The organism is Microbacterium elymi, from assembly GCF_021582895.2.
GTDB classification, from domain to species: domain Bacteria; phylum Actinomycetota; class Actinomycetes; order Actinomycetales; family Microbacteriaceae; genus Microbacterium; species Microbacterium humicola.
This window is the reverse complement of sequence record NZ_CP091139.2, coordinates 1,596,732-1,610,574: the sequence shown is the minus strand read 5'-3', so window position 1 is coordinate 1,610,574 and position 13,843 is coordinate 1,596,732. Positions and strand designations below refer to the sequence as shown.

The window sequence follows — 13,843 nt, the reverse complement described above, 5'->3', positions numbered from 1 at the left end:
CGTGCACGCCGCGGGAACCAGGGATTGAGAGTCCCCCGATCCGCAGGTCTCTTACCGCGTGAACGGATGCCGCGGATTCTGGATCGCATGGACATCACAGGAAACACCGTCTTCATCCCCGGCGCGACCCGCGGCATCGGTCTCGCCCTCGCGACCCGCCTGCAGGCGGCCGGCAACACCGTCATCATCGGCGGACGCAGCGCCGAACTGCTCGCCCGGCTGCAGACCCAGTACGGATTCGACACCGTGCGCATCGACACCGCCGACGCCGGCAGCATCCGCGGTGCGGCCGCCGAGGTGATCGCCGCGCACCCCGACGTGAACGTGCTGATCGCGATGGCCGGCATCATGCGCATCGAGGACTGGCGCGGCGACGGCTTCCTCTCCGACGCCGAGCAGATGGTCACGACCAACCTGCTCGGTCCGATCCGCCTGATCGCGGCGTTCGTCGAGGCAAGCTGCGCAGCCGCCCCGACGCGACGATCGTCACCGTCTCGAGCGGGCTGGCGCACACCCCGCTGCGCGTGACGCCGAGCTACAACGCGACGAAGGCCGCCGTCCACCAGCTGTCGGAGTCGATCCGTCTGCAGCTCGCCGACACGAGCGTGAAGGTGCTCGAACTCGTCCCGCCCGCGGTGGCGACCGAGCTGCTCCCTGGGCAGGACCGGAGTCCGTTCGCGATGCCGCTGGACGCGTTCGCCGACGAGACGATGGCGCTCATCGCCGCGCAAGCCGGACGCCCACGAGATCCTCGTCGAGAACGTGAAGCTGCTGCGCTTCGGCGAGGTGCGCGGCGACTACGCACAGACCGTCGCGACGCTGAACCGGCTCGACCCGCACGCGGCGGCGTGACGGCCGAGACGACAGAAATTCCCCGGTCAGGTGGCAGGAAGTGACTTCCTCGTGAAAGTCGGCTATGGTCGGCGGGACTACCCGCCAGCTGTGAAAGGGGACGCGAGTATCACCATGGCTGACAAGCAGAATGCGAAGAAGGCACCGCAGGCCACGCTGAAGGAGAAGCGTGCGCAGAAGCGGGAGAAGGCCGACGAGGGCATCGTCAAGACGCGCAAGCGCTGACATGAGCGGCGGATGCCCCGGCCTGCCGGCCCGGGCATCCGCCGCTTCTCCAGCCCGTGTCTCGGACGGATGCCGTCTCTCGCCGTTCGGCTCGGCAGTGATCGGGCGCCGGTTCTCCCCGTGCTAAACTGACTCCTTGTCTGCGCGCACTCCTGCGCGCAGTTCGCACCCTCCCCATTCTCGCCGGTCGGAAACGACGGGTTCGTGGAGTGGGTGCAGACAAGGGATCTTGGGTGAGGCCGTCCGGTCTCACGGTACAGAGGGAGACATCACCATGGCTGCAGTGTGCCAGGTGACCGGCGCGGTTCCCGGCTTCGGTCACAGCATCTCGCACTCGCACCGTCGGACGAAGCGCCGCTTCGACCCGAACGTGCAGAAGAAGACCTACTTCGTGCCGTCGCTCGGCCGGAAGATCACCATCAACGTGTCCGCCAAGGGCATCAAGGTGATCGACGCCCGTGGCATCGAGTCGGTCGTACAGGACCTGATCGCGAAGGGTGTGAAGCTCTGATGGCCAAGAAGTCGCAGGACGTCCGTCCGATCATCAAGCTGCGCTCGACCGCCGGCACGGGGTACACCTACGTGACGCGCAAGAACCGCCGCAACAACCCCGACCGCATCGTGCTGAAGAAGTACGACCCGGTAGTGCGTAAGCACGTCGAATTCCGAGAGGAGCGCTGATCCTATGGCGAAGAAGAGCAAGATCGCGCGCAACAACCAGCGCGCCGAGGTCGTGGCCCGCTACGCCGAGAAGCGCGCTCAGCTGAAGAAGCAAGCTCGTGGACCCGAACGCCTCCGACGAGGAGCGCGAAGCCGCTCGCGTCGGCCTGCAGAAGCTGCCGCGCAATGCGTCGCCGGTGCGACTGCGCAAGCCGCGACGTCATCGATGGGCGCCCCCGCGGCAACCTGTCGAAGTTCGGTATCTCGCGCGTCCGCTTCCGCGACATGGCGCACCGGGGCGAGCTGCCCGGCGTGACCAAGTCCAGCTGGTAGACCACGCTTTCGACGAAGGCCGGAGCCCCTCGGGCTCCGGCCTTCTCGCGTCCCTGCCGTCGGCCCCCCGCCCCCGCACCGGCGTACCCGGCCCCTCGCCGATCCGGCGGCGGGAGGATGCCGGAGTCACACCAGTCACACCAGTCACGCCCGGCGCGCGACACGCCGGGGAAGATCACGCAGGACCAGTGGAAATCCGCGTGATTCCGCGGTTTCTTGGTACATTCGACGCGGTTGAAAGACCAGCCGGGGGCAGGCCTTCTTCGGTTCCGTTTAGAACGACGGCGGTCCGCCGTCTGGAGGACACACCATATGGCTGACAAGTCCATCACCAAGACCGAACTCGTTGCGAGCATCGCCAGCGCGACCGGCCAGAGCCAGTCCGTCGTTTCGAGCGTGCTCGACTCCCTCTTCTCCACGGTCTCCGAGGCCGTCGCCAAGGGCAGCAAGGTCTCGATCCCCGGATGGATCGCGTTCGAGCAGGTCGCCACCGCGGCCCGCACCGGCCGCAACCCGCAGACCGGCGCCGAGATCAAGATCCCGGCAGGCAAGCGCGTCAAGGTGACCGCTGGCTCCAAGCTCAAGGCCGCCGTCAAGTAGGACGGTCGCTCGAGAGGGGATGCCGCAGCCGCGGCATCCCCTCTCGCATTCGATCGCGACCCACGCGCCGCCCGCGCACATCGGCCTCACCGGCGGGGCGTGGCAGGCCCGATCCCGCTTAGGCTTGAGGGGTGAACCCCACCCTCACTCCACGCCGCGCCGTCGCGCCGCGCGGAGTCCCGGGGAGCGCGGGCCCGGCCCGCCTGCTGCGGGCGCTCGGACCGGCGCTGCTGGTCGCGGCCGCCCTGCTCACGGCGATCTGGGCGCTCGCGTACGGCGGCGGCGCCGCGCCGCTCGCAGCTGGGCGATCCCGGGCCGTTCGTGCGGTGGAGCCTCCCACTGGTCACGATGGTCGTGAACCTGTCGGCCGCCGGTCTGTGCGGCACGCTCGTGCTCGCGCTGTTCGCCCTCCGCGCCGGCGAGAAGCCGTTCGAGATCGCGCTGAACACGGCATCCGTCTCGGCCGCCGTGTTCACGATCGCCGCCGGCCTCACCGGCTTCCTCACGTTCGTGCTCACCTTCAACGCGACCGTCGGGCTGGACAACACGTTCGGCTCGCAGGCTGGGCAGCTGGCTGGTGGGCACCGAGTCCGGCCGCACCTGGCTGCTGACCACCCTCGCCGGGGCGGTGCTCACTGTGCTGACCTTCGCCGTGCGCGGCTGGACGATGACGCTGATCACCGCCGGGCTCGCGCTGGCCGCACTGGTGCCGATGGGCACGCAGGGCCACTCCGGCGACCTCGCCTCGCACAACATCGCGGTCACCTCGCTGGTCATGCACATGATCGGCGCCGCGGTCTGGGTCGGCGGCCTCGTGCTGCTGGTGCTGATCCGGCCGGTCATGGATCACGACCGCATGGTCGACGTCGTCTCGCGCTACTCGTCGATCGCGCTCGTCGCGTTCGTGGTGGTCGCCGTCTCGGGCGTCGGCCGCGCGATCGTCGGGGTGGGCAGCTGGGCCGGGCTGAACTCCGGGTACGGCACGATCCTGATCGTCAAGGTCGCCGCCCTCGTGCTGCTCGGCCTGTTCGGCGCCGTCTACCGGACCCGCCTGATCACCGCGATGCGCACGGATGCCGCATCCCGCCGCCGGTTCTGGAGCTTCGTCGTCGGCGAGCTGATCATCATGGGCGTGGCCAGCGGCGCCGCCGTGGCACTGTCGCGGACGCCGCCGCCGACGGGGGCCGAGGTGCCGCTGTCGCAGACGCCCGCCGAGATCCTCACCGGCGCCCCGCTGCCGCCGATGCTGACCATGGCCCGCTGGTTCACCCAATGGGACATCGACCTGCTCTGGGCGGTCGTGTGCGGCTTCGGCATCTTCTTCTACCTCGCCGGCGTGCGTCGCCTGCGCCGGCGCGGCGACAAGTGGCCGGTGTACCGCACGGTGTTCTGGATCCTCGGGCTCGCTTGCCGTTCTGGGTCACCTGCGGGCCGATCAACGCGTACCAGGACTACCTGTTCAGCGTGCACATGGTCGGGCACATGCTGCTGAACATGGCCATTCCGGTGCTGCTGGTCCCGGGGGCGCCGGTCACCCTGGCGATGCGCGCCATCGCCAAGCGGCAGGACGAGACCCGCGGCGCCCGGGAATGGATCCTCTGGGCCGTGCACACCCCGTTCGCGCGCGTGGTCACCAACCCGATCGTGGCGGCCGTGATCTTCGGTGCGTCGCTGTGGGTCTTCTACTTCACCGACCTGTTCCGCTGGGCGATGTACGACCATCTCGGGCACGAGTGGATGATCGTCCACTTCCTCATCGCCGGGTACCTCTTCATCCAGTCGCTGATCGGCATCGACCCGGTGCCGTACCGGCTGCCGTGGGCGATGCGGCTGGTGGTGCTCATCCTCGTGATGGCCACGCACGCGTTCTTCGGCATCACGATCATGATGCAGTCCGGACTGATGGTGGCCGAGTGGTTCGGCTCGATGGGCCGCACCTGGGGTGCCACCCCGATGATGGACCAGTACGTCGGCGGCGGCGCCGCGTGGTCGATCGGAGAGATCCCCACCCTCATCCTCGCGATCGTGGTCGGCATCCAATGGAGCCAGAGCGATGCCCGCGCCGAGCGCCGGGCCGATCGCAACGCCGACCGCACCGGCGATGCCGAACTGGTCGAGTACAACGCCCGGCTCGCGGCGCTGGCCGAACGCGACGCCCGCGAGAGTGAGGGTACGGCGCGGCTGTAGCCGGTGCGTGCGGGCGGATGCGGCATCCACCCGCGCATGTCAGTCGCTGTCCGGCGCGCTCACCCGGATCGAGGCGGTCCCGCTCGGGGAGATGTCGATGGTCCCGACCATCGTGAACCGCACGTCCTCGTCGATGTGGGTCAGCGAGCCGTCGTAGATCGAGCGGATGTCGACCACGATGTGCGCGACGCCGTCGGTGGGCGGGATGGCCCAGCCCTCGCCGTCCGGGATCACGTCGATCTTCGGCGGCTGATCCATCGACCACTCCGGCGAGCCGTCGATGCGGTTCTGCACCACGTAGCCGAACGGGCATCCGGTCGGCTCGAGCACCTGCTGGGTCGCGCACTGGGTGAGGAAGTCGTCGACCCGGTCCTGCACGACCTGCACGAACTTCGACGTCGGCTCGGACTGCACCGTGACCGGCACGTTCTTCAGCGGGGAATCCGAGAGCACCGCCACCCCGGACGAGGACGAGATGGCCGTGTCCACCCGCACCGAGTAGATCCCGGGCGAGAACACGAGCAGCGGCACGGCATCCGCCGGGGCGGCCTCGGTGCCGGCGGGGGAGACCTGGCGCTTGTCGATCGCGAAGCCGTTGACCAGGAACGACATCGATCCGTGCACGGTCAGGTCGATCACCGCGAGCGGGCTGCGGGAGAACCGCCAGGTCGGCACAATGCCGATGCTCCCGGCGCGCTCGAGGTCGAACGTCGTGGTGCCCGCGTACCCGCCGGCCCGGTACGAGACGGTGACGTGCGAGCCGGCCGCGTCGGTCTGCTCGGAATCCACCCGGACGTCGGTCAGCGGGGCCAGCGCCGCCTGCCGCAGCGCGTCGGAGGCGTCGTCGGCAAGCCCGGCCGCCTTCAGCTCGGACCGGTCGACGGCGACGCCGGGCACGCGAAGCGCATCGGCCGCGTGCCCGCTGGACAGCAGCGACAGATAGTGCTCGACGAACGCCGACGGGCTGTACAGCGTGCGATAGGCCGCGAAGCCGGCCACCCCGAGGCCGCCCAGCAGGGGCGGTGATCAGCACGATGACGGTCAGATCCCGCCCCAGATGGGTGCGACGGGGTGGGATGTCGGCGCCTGCGACGGTCGCGTCGACGAACGTGGTCCCGGTCGGGGCGGGTGCCGCGGTCACGGGAGTGGCCGGCGGGGCCGAGGCATCCGCAACGGACGGCGCCGGGGCCGTCGCGTCCTTCGCCTGCTGCTCCACGCACCCAGTCTAGGAAAGGGCATCCGGGATTCCCCTGTGGAATGTCGCAGATCGACGCACGCCGACCCGCCTACGATGGACAGGGTGAGCACGCCCGCCCTGTCCGCCGAGCAGGAGGAGCTGTATCGGCTCATCGAGGACACCCGGGAGCACGTGTTCGTGACCGGCCGCGCCGGGACCGGCAAGTCCACCCTGCTGAACCACCTCGCCCGGCACACCGAGAAGCAGATCGCCGTGTGCGCGCCCACCGGGGTGGCGGCGCTGAACGTCGAGGGGCAGACGATCCACTCTCTGTTCAAGCTGCCGATCGGGCTGATCGGCAGCAAGGACGAACCCCAGACCGACGCCACCCGCAAGCTGCTGAACGCCATCGACACGCTGGTCATCGACGAGATCTCGATGGTGAACGCCGACGTGATGGATGCCGTGGACCGCGCGCTGCGGACCGCCCGAGGCCGGCGCAGCGAGCCGTTCGGCGGTGCGCAGGTGGTCATGTTCGGCGACCCGTACCAGCTGGCGCCGGTGCCGCCGCGAGGCGACGAGGCGCGGTACATCGCCGACCACTACCGGTCGTTCTGGTTCTTCGACGCGCACGTGTGGGCCGGCTCGGCGGCGGATGCGGACGGCCTGCTGGATGTCGGGACGTACGGCGCCGAACTGCACATCCGCGAGCTGCGCGACATCCATCGGCAGTCCGATCCGGCCTTCAAGGCGATGCTCAACGCCGTGCGGCACGGGCGGGTGACCGCCGACATCGCGCAGATGCTCAACGACACCGGCGCGCGCACGCCGCCCGAGCCGGTCGACGGCGAGACCCCGATCATCACGCTGGCCACCCGCAACGACCGGGTGAGCGCGATCAACAAGCGGTACCTGGACGCGCTGCCCGGTCGGGCCCAGAACGCGGTCGCCGAGGTCAACGGCGACTTCGGGCGCGGTGACGCCTACCCGGCCGACGTCGACCTGGAGCTGAAGGTGGGCGCGCAGGTGATGTTCCTGCGCAACGACACCGGGTCGTTCGGCGAGCCGCCGCGGTGGGTGAACGGCACGATCGGGACGGTCACGCGGATCGCCGGCGGCACCGTGCGGGTGGACGTCGACGGCGAGGAGCACGACGTGGAGCCGGCGGTGTGGGAGAAGTTCCGCTATGCGTACGAGCCGTCGACCAAGGCGCTGACCCGTGAGATCGTGGCGGAGTTCACCCAGTTCCCGCTGCGGCTGGCGTGGGCGGTGACGATCCACAAGTCCCAGGGCAAGACGTATGACCGTGCGGTGATCGATCTCGGGTCGGGGGCGTTCGCGCCCGGCCAGACGTATGTCGCGCTGTCGCGGCTGACCGCGCTGGACGGGCTGTACCTGACGCGGCCGCTGCGGCCCCGCGACATCCAGGTCGATCCGGACGTGCAGCGGTTCATGGCCGGCGTGCGCGCGCCCGCGCCCTGACCGGCCGCGCCGCTTCCCCTCGGCCCCCGTACTCCGCGCCCGGGGACCCCGCCCCTCTTCTGCCCGAGATCGTACGATTTGGCCGAAACCACATCAAACTTGGCCGAGTTTGATGTGCACTCGGCCAAATCGTACGATCTCGGCGCGGAGGGAGGCGGGTCAGGCCACGCGCTCGGGGCGGCGGCGGTCGAGATCCTCGAACAGCTCGGTGTTGCAGCGGTACGCCAGCAGCACCTCGTCGATCACGCGCTCCTTCTCGACCTCGTCCCAGGGGGCGGCATCCAGCTGCTCGCGGTACACGGTCTTGAACTGGGCCGGGTCGGCGATCCCGTCGAACAGGTAGAACCCGATCCCGTTCGTCTCGAACCCGAACTGCCGCTGCATCACCTTGCCGATGTACAGCCCGCCGGACAGGTCGCCCAGGTACCGCGTGTAGTGGTGCGCGACGTACCCGCCCGCCCACACGGTGCCCACCTGCGTGATCCGCTCGACGTAGCGCACGGTCGCCGGCAGCGGCTCGATCCGCTCGCGCCAATCCGCGCCGATCAGGAACTCGAGGTCGGCCTCCAGCGCGGGCAGCCGGGTCAGATGGTCGCTGATGAACGGAGCCGCGACCGGGTCGTACCGCATGCGCTCGGTCGCGGCCTCCAGCGCCGCATAGATGAACCAGTGCTGGGCGACGAGGTTGACGTAGTCGTCCCGCGTCCCGCGGCCGCGCAGCAGGTCGGCCATGAATCCGGCGTGCTCGCTGCCGCTGTGGGCGCCGCTGGAGCGCTCGCGCAGCGCGGTGGAGAAGGGGATCGGCTCACTCATACCTTCACCCTAGCTCAAGGTAAGGCGTGCCTAACCAAGAAAACGGCATGAGGATGCCGTGACCGTCCTCAGTGCTCGCTGCGGGCGTCCACGCCCAGCCGTCGGCACGCCTCCTGGTAGACCGCCACGACGGCGCGGCGCACGGCCGGCCGCTCGCTGATCGCTCCGCCCGGCCAGGGCACGCGCACCGTCGCCGTCGCACCGTCCGCCGCCGTCGCCTCCCACGTGCCGGCGTCGCCGTCCACCCCCGTCATCCGGCCCGCGGTCGCATCCGGCGCGCCGAAGGCGCGGACGATGAGGAGATTGTCATCAGCGTGATCGCCGTTCATGTGACCGAGGACGCCGGCCACGGCATCCGGTTCGAAGATGTGCGCCATCCCTCCACCATACGGATGCGCCGCCTCGATGCCCGCCCCCGGCGCCCGGGACGCACCGCCGTCGGCCGGTCATGCCCGCCGGTTCCGCAGGGAGCGTGTGTTTGAATGCATATGCACAGTCATCGGGGGTGAGAATGCCGGTCCGCTCAGGAATCAGGCGCGTGATCGCGTCGGCCGCCGCCGTGCTGGCGATCACCCTGGTGGCCGCGGCCTGCTCGGCCGGACACGCCGACCCGGGCGCGGGGACCCTCGCTCCGGACAAGAACCTCCCTTCGGACACGCAGGATCAGCTCACGGGCGCGGTCGACGATGCGATGGCGGCAACCGGCGCCTCGGGTGCCATCGTGGGCGTCTGGGCGCCGTGGAGCGGGTCATGGGTGGCCGGTCTCGGCACGGTCGAGCCGGATGGCAAGACCGCGGTGACGCCGGAGATGACGTTCCGGGCGGGCCAGCTGACCCGCCCGATGATCTGCGACGTCCTCTATGCGCTCGCCGACGACCACGTTGTCGCGCTCGGCGACAGCATCACGAAGTACGTCGGCGGGATGCCGCGGTTCGCTGATGTCACGCTGGAGAGCCTGTGCGACGGGACCAGTGGCATCGGCTCGTACAACGCGCTGCTGAAGAGCCAGTCCCTGGGCAACCCCGACCGCGTATGGGACCCGCGCGAGCTGGTCGGCTACGGCATCGGGCAGGTCGGCGGCGAGGTCCGCACCGGGGTGACGTACCGGGATTCCGATGCCGGATACGTGCTGCTGGGCCTCGCCCTGGAGCGGGCGAGCGGCAAGAGCGCGGCGGAGCTGCTCCGCGAGCACGTGTTCGACCCGCTCGGCATGGACAGCACGGCACTGCCGGACCCGGCCGCGGCCGCCCCGGTGGTCGGCTCGTCGACCGCGCTGCCCGGCTACTACCTCGGCAAGACGTCGAAGAGCGGCGCGTATGTCTGCGACAAGCAGACCGACATCACCGAGCAGTCGGCCAGCTTCGGCTTCACCGATGCCGGTGTCGTCTCCGACATCAGCGACCTCGGCAGCTACGCGCGCGCGCTGGCCCGGGGGACGCTGGTGTCGGACAAGAGCCGTTTCGCCGACGCGCTGCCGGTCACCGCGAGCTCGCCCTCCTGGTTCACCACGGCCGGCGGCGCCGTCCAGGCCGGGCCCATGGTCGGGCAGTACGGCTCGACGGCAGGGTATCTGACCGCGGCGTTCTCGGACCCGAAGAGCGGGCTGACGGTCGCGGTCGTGCTGAACAACTCGACCGCCGGGCGCGGTCCGATCGTCGACCTGGCGCGCGAGCTGGCCGCGATCGCATCGAAGGCGCCCGCCACCGGCGACCGCGAAGCACCTGCGCTGGGACTGCCCTGGTCGGCCGACCAGTTCCACAGCACGATCGCCAAGGCGGCCGTGTGCCCCGTCCCCCGGTCGTGACCGGAGGTCTCCGCTTCCGTACACGTCGGGATGCCGCACCGGCGGCGGGTGAGCGGTGAACCGGCCGGGGAGGGCGGGCGCGATCTCGGCCGTCGGCCTCGTCGTCGTCGGCGAGATCTGCATGGATGTCGGGGCCGCGATCGCCGTCCTCCTGTTCCACCGGGTGGGGCCGGTGGGGATGGTGATGATGCGGCTGGTGTTCTCGGCCCTCGTCCTGCTGGCGATCGCCCGGCCGCGGCTGCGCGGTCACCGGCGGGACGCATGGCTGGCCGTGCTCGGCTACGGCACCGTTCTGGCGACGATGAACACCCTGTTCTACCTGGCGCTGGAGCGGCTGCCGCTGGGCGTCACGGTCACGATCGAGGTGCTCGGGCCTCTCGCCCTGTCGATCATCGCCAGCCGGCGCGCCTCGGCCTGGCTGTGGGCGGGGCTGGCGCTGGCCGGGGTGGTGTGCCTGGGCGGCGGCGGATGGGACCACCTCGACCCGCTCGGGGTCGTGTTCGCGCTGGGCGCCGCCGCCAGCTGGGCGGGGTACATCCTGGCTGCGGCGCGGGTCGGCCGCGAGTTCCCCCGGCTGGACGGCCTGGCCATCGCCATGTCGATCGGCGCGCTGCTGTCACTGCCGTTCGGCATCATCGACGGCGGCGCGGTGCTGCTGCGCCCGAGATCCTCGGGCTGGGCGCCGCCGTGGCGCTGCTGTCGAGCACGATCCCCTACGCCCTGGAGCTGATCGCGCTGCGGCGCCTGCCCGCCTCGGCGTTCGCGATCCTGATGAGCCTGGCCCCGGCCACGGCCGCCCTCGCCGGTCTCGTCCTGCTCGGTCAGGCCTTGACCCCGCTCGAGCTGGCCGGCATCGTGCTGGTGGTCGCCGCGGGTGTAGGGGCGGTGCGCGCGGGCGTGGCCGCGTCGCAGCGCGCCGAGCGGACCGGTCCGATCCAGACGCTGCCGGCCCCGGCCGGGCCGCTGTCGGCCGCGGATGCGGTGATCGCCGATCCGACCGGCCCGCTCGCCGGCTTCAACGGTCCGCTGACCGGTCCGATCGAGACGCTGCCGCTGCGGGACGACCCGGAAGAGCCGTTCGCCGAGCCGCGGGCGTAGCCGCGGCATCCGTCATTCGCTGAGGCGCTGGTCGGTGTTCGAGTAGCTGATCTGATCGGCGCGCGCGCCCACCAGGCCGAGCGTGACGCGCACCAGGGACGGCGCGATGCCGTCCTTCGGCGGCGGGGTGTCGGCCCCGAGCGTGTACGAGTGTCCGTCCGCGGTGGTCGCGGTGAGCGAGTTCACGTACACGGCGACGTCGCCGCGCAAGCGTCATCCGGTCGGCGGTGGTCGCCAGCGTCGGACCCGTCTCGGCCCGGACGGTGAGCGCGAATCCGTCGATCGTGATGCTGTCGGCCCGCAGCCGGAGCGCCGCGACCCACGACCCGTCGGCCAGCCGCACCTTCACCGCGGCGATGCCCTGGAGCCCCGAGAACGAGAGGGAGGATGCCCCGAGCTGGGCGGGCGGCTGGGTGAACACCATGCTGTCATCGGCGGGCAGCAGGCTCGGGTCGGTGGTCTTCGGGGTGCTCGCGCCCGGGTCGTCGGGCGCGGCCGGGGTGCCCTTGTCCGGCTCGCCGGGGGCGGTTCCCGCCGCCGGCGGGGCGTCGGAGGCGTGGGGCGACGGCGAGTCCGTGGGCGTCGGGGTCGGGGTCGGCGTCGGCGAGGCCGAGGGCTTCGGGCACGGCAGCAGGATCGGGATGCACAGCTTGCGCCGAGGCGGGCGCGGCCGCCACCACCGACTGGCCGACCAGGAGGCATCCGATCGCGGCCGCCGCGCCGACGGCAAGCCGCAGCCGAGGCCGCCGAGCGCGTCCGCCCCCGCGCGTCACGGGCGATCCTGCAGGTCGTCGGCGCCCGCATCGGCCGCACCCGCTGTGCCCGCATCGGCCGCGCGCGGCTTCGGCATCCACGCCACGATGAGGATGCCGCCGATGCAGCCGAGCAGCATCCCCAGGACGAACCCGCCGAGGTTCACCCCGATCAGCGAGTAGACGGCGACCGCCAGGGCGAGCACGCCGTAGAACACGTGGTGTGCGGGCATCGCGACCGCAAGGGCGCCGAGCAGGATCAGGACGAGCGGGATCACCGTCGCCTGGAACCCCTCGATGCCCAGCTTGCACGTGCAGGTGCCCGATGTCCAGCTGGCTGGACAGGAACATCTCGGCGCCGGCGAGCACGGTGAGGATGCCGCCGATCAGCGGCCGCCGCCTGCCCCAGCTCCGGGATCCTCCGCGATCCGCGGGGACCGCGGCATCCCGTCGCCGCATCGACGCGGTCAGAAGCATCCCTTCGATCCGTCCGTCAGCTTCATGGTCATTCCGGTGAGGGTGAACACGGATGCCTGGGTGCTCCAGGCCGTCTGCTGCAGGTTCTTGATCGTGACGGTGTCGGCGTCCTGCGCGAAGTCGCCGGCCGAGCCCTTGGCCTTGGTGTTCACGGTCGAGGCGTCCACGCCGATGCGGATGTGGCCGAACGACGAGTCGCCTTTCAGCCCCGTCATCCCGATCTGCAGGTCGGATGCCGTGGCCGGCTTGTCTCCGCCGCCCGCGGTGATCAGCACCCCGACCTTTCCCAGCGGGGTGTCGGTGACCACGGACTGGCACAGGTCGTGCAGCGTCGCGGACTTGATGTTGGCGATGGCGACGGCGTGGCTCTTGCCGGCGGTGTCCTCGGCCACGCCCGCGTACTGCGAGAAGCCGGTGCCTTCCAGCGAGGACGCGCCGATCTGGAACTGGCTGCCCGAGACGGCGAACGAGACGGGGACCGCCCCCTGCGCGACGCCGGCGGTCACGAGCGTGACCGCGGCGGCGACGGGGATCGCCGTGAGGACCAGCCGCCCGGCATGTGAGCGTGCGAACGTGCGGAACTTCATCGGCTCTCCCTCGTCGTCGGCGCGACCGCGGTGTCGCTCCGGGACGAGCCTAGACACTATTGACTGTCGGTCAATAGTGATCGCGGATTAGGCTTCTTTCATGTCCGCCGACCGTCGGATGCGGCTGACTCCCGATCAGCGCCGCTCCCAGCTCGTCGCGCTCGGCGTGAACTTCCTCGCCGACCGCCCCCTCGACAACCTCACCATGGAGGTCCTGTCCGAGCTCGCCGGCGTCTCGCGCGCCCTCGTCTTCCACTATTTCGGATCGCGTCAGGGCTGCACCGCGAGGTCGTGATCACCGCGCGCGACAGTCTGCTGCAGGCATCCGCCCCCCGTGCCGAGCTCCCGGCCGAGCGCTTCCGCGACACGCTGCAGCGCATCGTGGGGTTCGTGCGCGAGCATCGCGGCACGTTCTACTCGCTGGTGCGGGGCGTGGCCAGCGGCGATGCCGAGGTGCGTGCGGTGATCGACGAGTCGCGGGCCGAGAACGCGCAGCGCCTGCTGGACGTGCTCCTCGAGCAGGGCACCGAGGACTCGCCGCTGCTGCGGGTGGCGGTGCGCTCCTGGGTGGGGTTCGCCGAGGAGGTGCTGGTCGAGCTCGCGGTGGACGCCGACCGGCCCGCCGACGAGATCGTGGACTTCCTCGAGCGCGCGGCGCGTGGCGTCGTGGCCGCCGTCGTCCGCCACTGACCCGCCCGAACCGCGAGAGTGCGACCAGTAGCACCTTCTCCGGTTCGAAGGGCCGACGGGCCCGCGAGCGCACTATTATTGCCGCGATGCAAATATTGCGGAAATG

The 13,843-nt window shown here is 70.6% G+C and carries 16 protein-coding genes and 3 pseudogenes; 12 read left to right on the top strand and 7 right to left on the bottom strand.

Annotated features, from left to right (window positions below; genetic code table 11):
• The first annotated feature begins 87 nt into the window (after positions 1 to 87).
• The 7 genes and pseudogenes from L2X98_RS22235 (at position 88) to L2X98_RS08685 (ending at position 4,857) form a co-directional block, all read left to right on the top strand.
• Positions 88 to 528: an SDR family NAD(P)-dependent oxidoreductase gene (locus tag L2X98_RS22235; protein ID WP_435526262.1), complete on the top strand. Its 441-nt coding sequence runs from the start codon at positions 88 to 90 to the stop codon at positions 526 to 528.
• Positions 525 to 896 (top strand): SDR family NAD(P)-dependent oxidoreductase, encoded by a 372-nt coding sequence (locus L2X98_RS22230; protein ID WP_435526261.1) that lies wholly within the window; start codon positions 525 to 527, stop codon positions 894 to 896. Before L2X98_RS22235 ends, L2X98_RS22230 begins: the two co-directional genes overlap by 4 nt.
• A gap of 455 nt (positions 897 to 1,351) precedes the next feature.
• Positions 1,352 to 1,588, top strand: coding sequence for a 50S ribosomal protein L28 (gene rpmB / locus L2X98_RS08705; protein WP_259612994.1), 237 nt, complete (start codon positions 1,352 to 1,354; stop codon positions 1,586 to 1,588).
• Complete coding sequence (rpmG, locus tag L2X98_RS08700) at positions 1,588 to 1,758, top strand: 50S ribosomal protein L33 (protein WP_036301131.1); 171 nt, start codon at positions 1,588 to 1,590, stop codon at positions 1,756 to 1,758. The genes rpmB and rpmG overlap by 1 nt, the downstream gene beginning before the upstream one ends.
• A gap of 4 nt (positions 1,759 to 1,762) precedes the next feature.
• A pseudogene (rpsN, locus tag L2X98_RS08695) lies at positions 1,763 to 2,070 on the top strand (30S ribosomal protein S14).
• Between the two features lie 312 nt (positions 2,071 to 2,382).
• On the top strand, positions 2,383 to 2,670 hold the full coding sequence (locus L2X98_RS08690; RefSeq protein WP_259612993.1) for an HU family DNA-binding protein: 288 nt from the start codon (positions 2,383 to 2,385) through the stop codon (positions 2,668 to 2,670).
• 203 nt (positions 2,671 to 2,873) lie between these two features.
• Positions 2,874 to 4,857: pseudogene (locus tag L2X98_RS08685) on the top strand (bifunctional copper resistance protein CopD/cytochrome c oxidase assembly protein).
• 39 nt (positions 4,858 to 4,896) lie between these two features.
• Here L2X98_RS08685 and L2X98_RS08680 read toward each other — a convergent pair.
• Positions 4,897 to 5,856: a hypothetical protein gene (locus tag L2X98_RS08680; protein ID WP_259612992.1), complete on the bottom strand. Its 960-nt coding sequence runs from the start codon at positions 5,854 to 5,856 to the stop codon at positions 4,897 to 4,899.
• A gap of 301 nt (positions 5,857 to 6,157) precedes the next feature.
• On the opposite strand from L2X98_RS08680, the gene L2X98_RS08675 reads away from it, so the two are divergent.
• A complete protein-coding gene (locus tag L2X98_RS08675) occupies positions 6,158 to 7,516 on the top strand; it encodes an ATP-dependent DNA helicase (RefSeq protein ID WP_435526260.1) in 1,359 nt (452 codons plus the stop codon).
• A 159-nt stretch (positions 7,517 to 7,675) separates the two neighbouring features.
• Here the strand turns inward: L2X98_RS08675 and L2X98_RS08670 are convergent, their stop codons facing one another.
• Together L2X98_RS08670 and L2X98_RS08665 are read right to left on the bottom strand one after the other, a co-directional pair.
• Positions 7,676 to 8,329, bottom strand: a complete 654-nt coding sequence (locus tag L2X98_RS08670; RefSeq protein ID WP_259612990.1) for a biliverdin-producing heme oxygenase — start codon at positions 8,327 to 8,329, stop codon at positions 7,676 to 7,678.
• A 68-nt stretch (positions 8,330 to 8,397) separates the two neighbouring features.
• The gene (locus L2X98_RS08665; RefSeq protein ID WP_259612989.1) at positions 8,398 to 8,706 is read right to left on the bottom strand and encodes a DUF2470 domain-containing protein; all 309 of its coding nucleotides are present in this window, start codon (positions 8,704 to 8,706) and stop codon (positions 8,398 to 8,400) included.
• 161 nt (positions 8,707 to 8,867) lie between these two features.
• Here L2X98_RS08665 and L2X98_RS08660 point away from each other — a divergent pair, with 161 nt between their 5' ends.
• Together L2X98_RS08660 and L2X98_RS08655 are read left to right on the top strand one after the other, a co-directional pair.
• The gene (locus L2X98_RS08660; protein WP_259612988.1) at positions 8,868 to 10,133 is read left to right on the top strand and encodes a serine hydrolase domain-containing protein; all 1,266 of its coding nucleotides are present in this window, start codon (positions 8,868 to 8,870) and stop codon (positions 10,131 to 10,133) included.
• 121 nt (positions 10,134 to 10,254) lie between these two features.
• Positions 10,255 to 11,063, top strand: a pseudogene (locus L2X98_RS08655) (EamA family transporter); the annotation flags it as partial.
• 180 nt (positions 11,064 to 11,243) lie between these two features.
• Here L2X98_RS08655 and L2X98_RS08650 read toward each other — a convergent pair.
• From L2X98_RS08650 to L2X98_RS08635, 4 genes are all read right to left on the bottom strand, one after another.
• Positions 11,244 to 11,441: a hypothetical protein gene (locus L2X98_RS08650; RefSeq protein WP_259612987.1), complete on the bottom strand. Its 198-nt coding sequence runs from the start codon at positions 11,439 to 11,441 to the stop codon at positions 11,244 to 11,246.
• Between the two features lie 218 nt (positions 11,442 to 11,659).
• Positions 11,660 to 12,004 (bottom strand): hypothetical protein, encoded by a 345-nt coding sequence (locus tag L2X98_RS08645; protein ID WP_259612986.1) that lies wholly within the window; start codon positions 12,002 to 12,004, stop codon positions 11,660 to 11,662.
• A complete protein-coding gene (locus tag L2X98_RS08640) occupies positions 12,001 to 12,261 on the bottom strand; it encodes a DUF6114 domain-containing protein (protein WP_259612985.1) in 261 nt (86 codons plus the stop codon). The genes L2X98_RS08645 and L2X98_RS08640 overlap by 4 nt, the downstream gene beginning before the upstream one ends.
• A 189-nt stretch (positions 12,262 to 12,450) precedes the next feature.
• Complete coding sequence (locus tag L2X98_RS08635; protein ID WP_259612984.1) at positions 12,451 to 13,047, bottom strand: DUF6230 family protein; 597 nt, start codon at positions 13,045 to 13,047, stop codon at positions 12,451 to 12,453.
• A 100-nt stretch (positions 13,048 to 13,147) separates the two neighbouring features.
• Here L2X98_RS08635 and L2X98_RS08630 point away from each other — a divergent pair, with 100 nt between their 5' ends.
• Together L2X98_RS08630 and L2X98_RS08625 are read left to right on the top strand one after the other, a co-directional pair.
• The gene (locus L2X98_RS08630; RefSeq protein ID WP_259612983.1) at positions 13,148 to 13,342 is read left to right on the top strand and encodes a helix-turn-helix domain-containing protein; all 195 of its coding nucleotides are present in this window, start codon (positions 13,148 to 13,150) and stop codon (positions 13,340 to 13,342) included.
• On the top strand, positions 13,339 to 13,737 hold the full coding sequence (locus tag L2X98_RS08625) for a TetR/AcrR family transcriptional regulator (RefSeq protein ID WP_259612982.1): 399 nt from the start codon (positions 13,339 to 13,341) through the stop codon (positions 13,735 to 13,737). Before L2X98_RS08630 ends, L2X98_RS08625 begins: the two co-directional genes overlap by 4 nt.
• Positions 13,738 to 13,843 lie beyond the last annotated feature (106 nt).

Excerpts from the sequence above, each read along its gene's own strand:
- L2X98_RS22235 (WP_435526262.1), top strand. The coding sequence starts at position 88 with ATGGACATCACAGGAAACACCGTCTTCATCCCCGGCGCGACCCGCGGC.
- rpmB (WP_259612994.1), top strand. The coding sequence starts at position 1,352 with ATGGCTGCAGTGTGCCAGGTGACCGGCGCGGTTCCCGGCTTCGGTCAC.
- rpmG (WP_036301131.1), top strand. The coding sequence starts at position 1,588 with ATGGCCAAGAAGTCGCAGGACGTCCGTCCGATCATCAAGCTGCGCTCG.
- L2X98_RS08690 (WP_259612993.1), top strand. The coding sequence starts at position 2,383 with ATGGCTGACAAGTCCATCACCAAGACCGAACTCGTTGCGAGCATCGCC.
- L2X98_RS08670 (WP_259612990.1), bottom strand. The coding sequence starts at position 8,329 with ATGAGTGAGCCGATCCCCTTCTCCACCGCGCTGCGCGAGCGCTCCAGC.
- L2X98_RS08665 (WP_259612989.1), bottom strand. The coding sequence starts at position 8,706 with ATGGCGCACATCTTCGAACCGGATGCCGTGGCCGGCGTCCTCGGTCAC.
- L2X98_RS08635 (WP_259612984.1), bottom strand. The coding sequence starts at position 13,047 with ATGAAGTTCCGCACGTTCGCACGCTCACATGCCGGGCGGCTGGTCCTC.
- L2X98_RS08630 (WP_259612983.1), top strand. The coding sequence starts at position 13,148 with ATGTCCGCCGACCGTCGGATGCGGCTGACTCCCGATCAGCGCCGCTCC.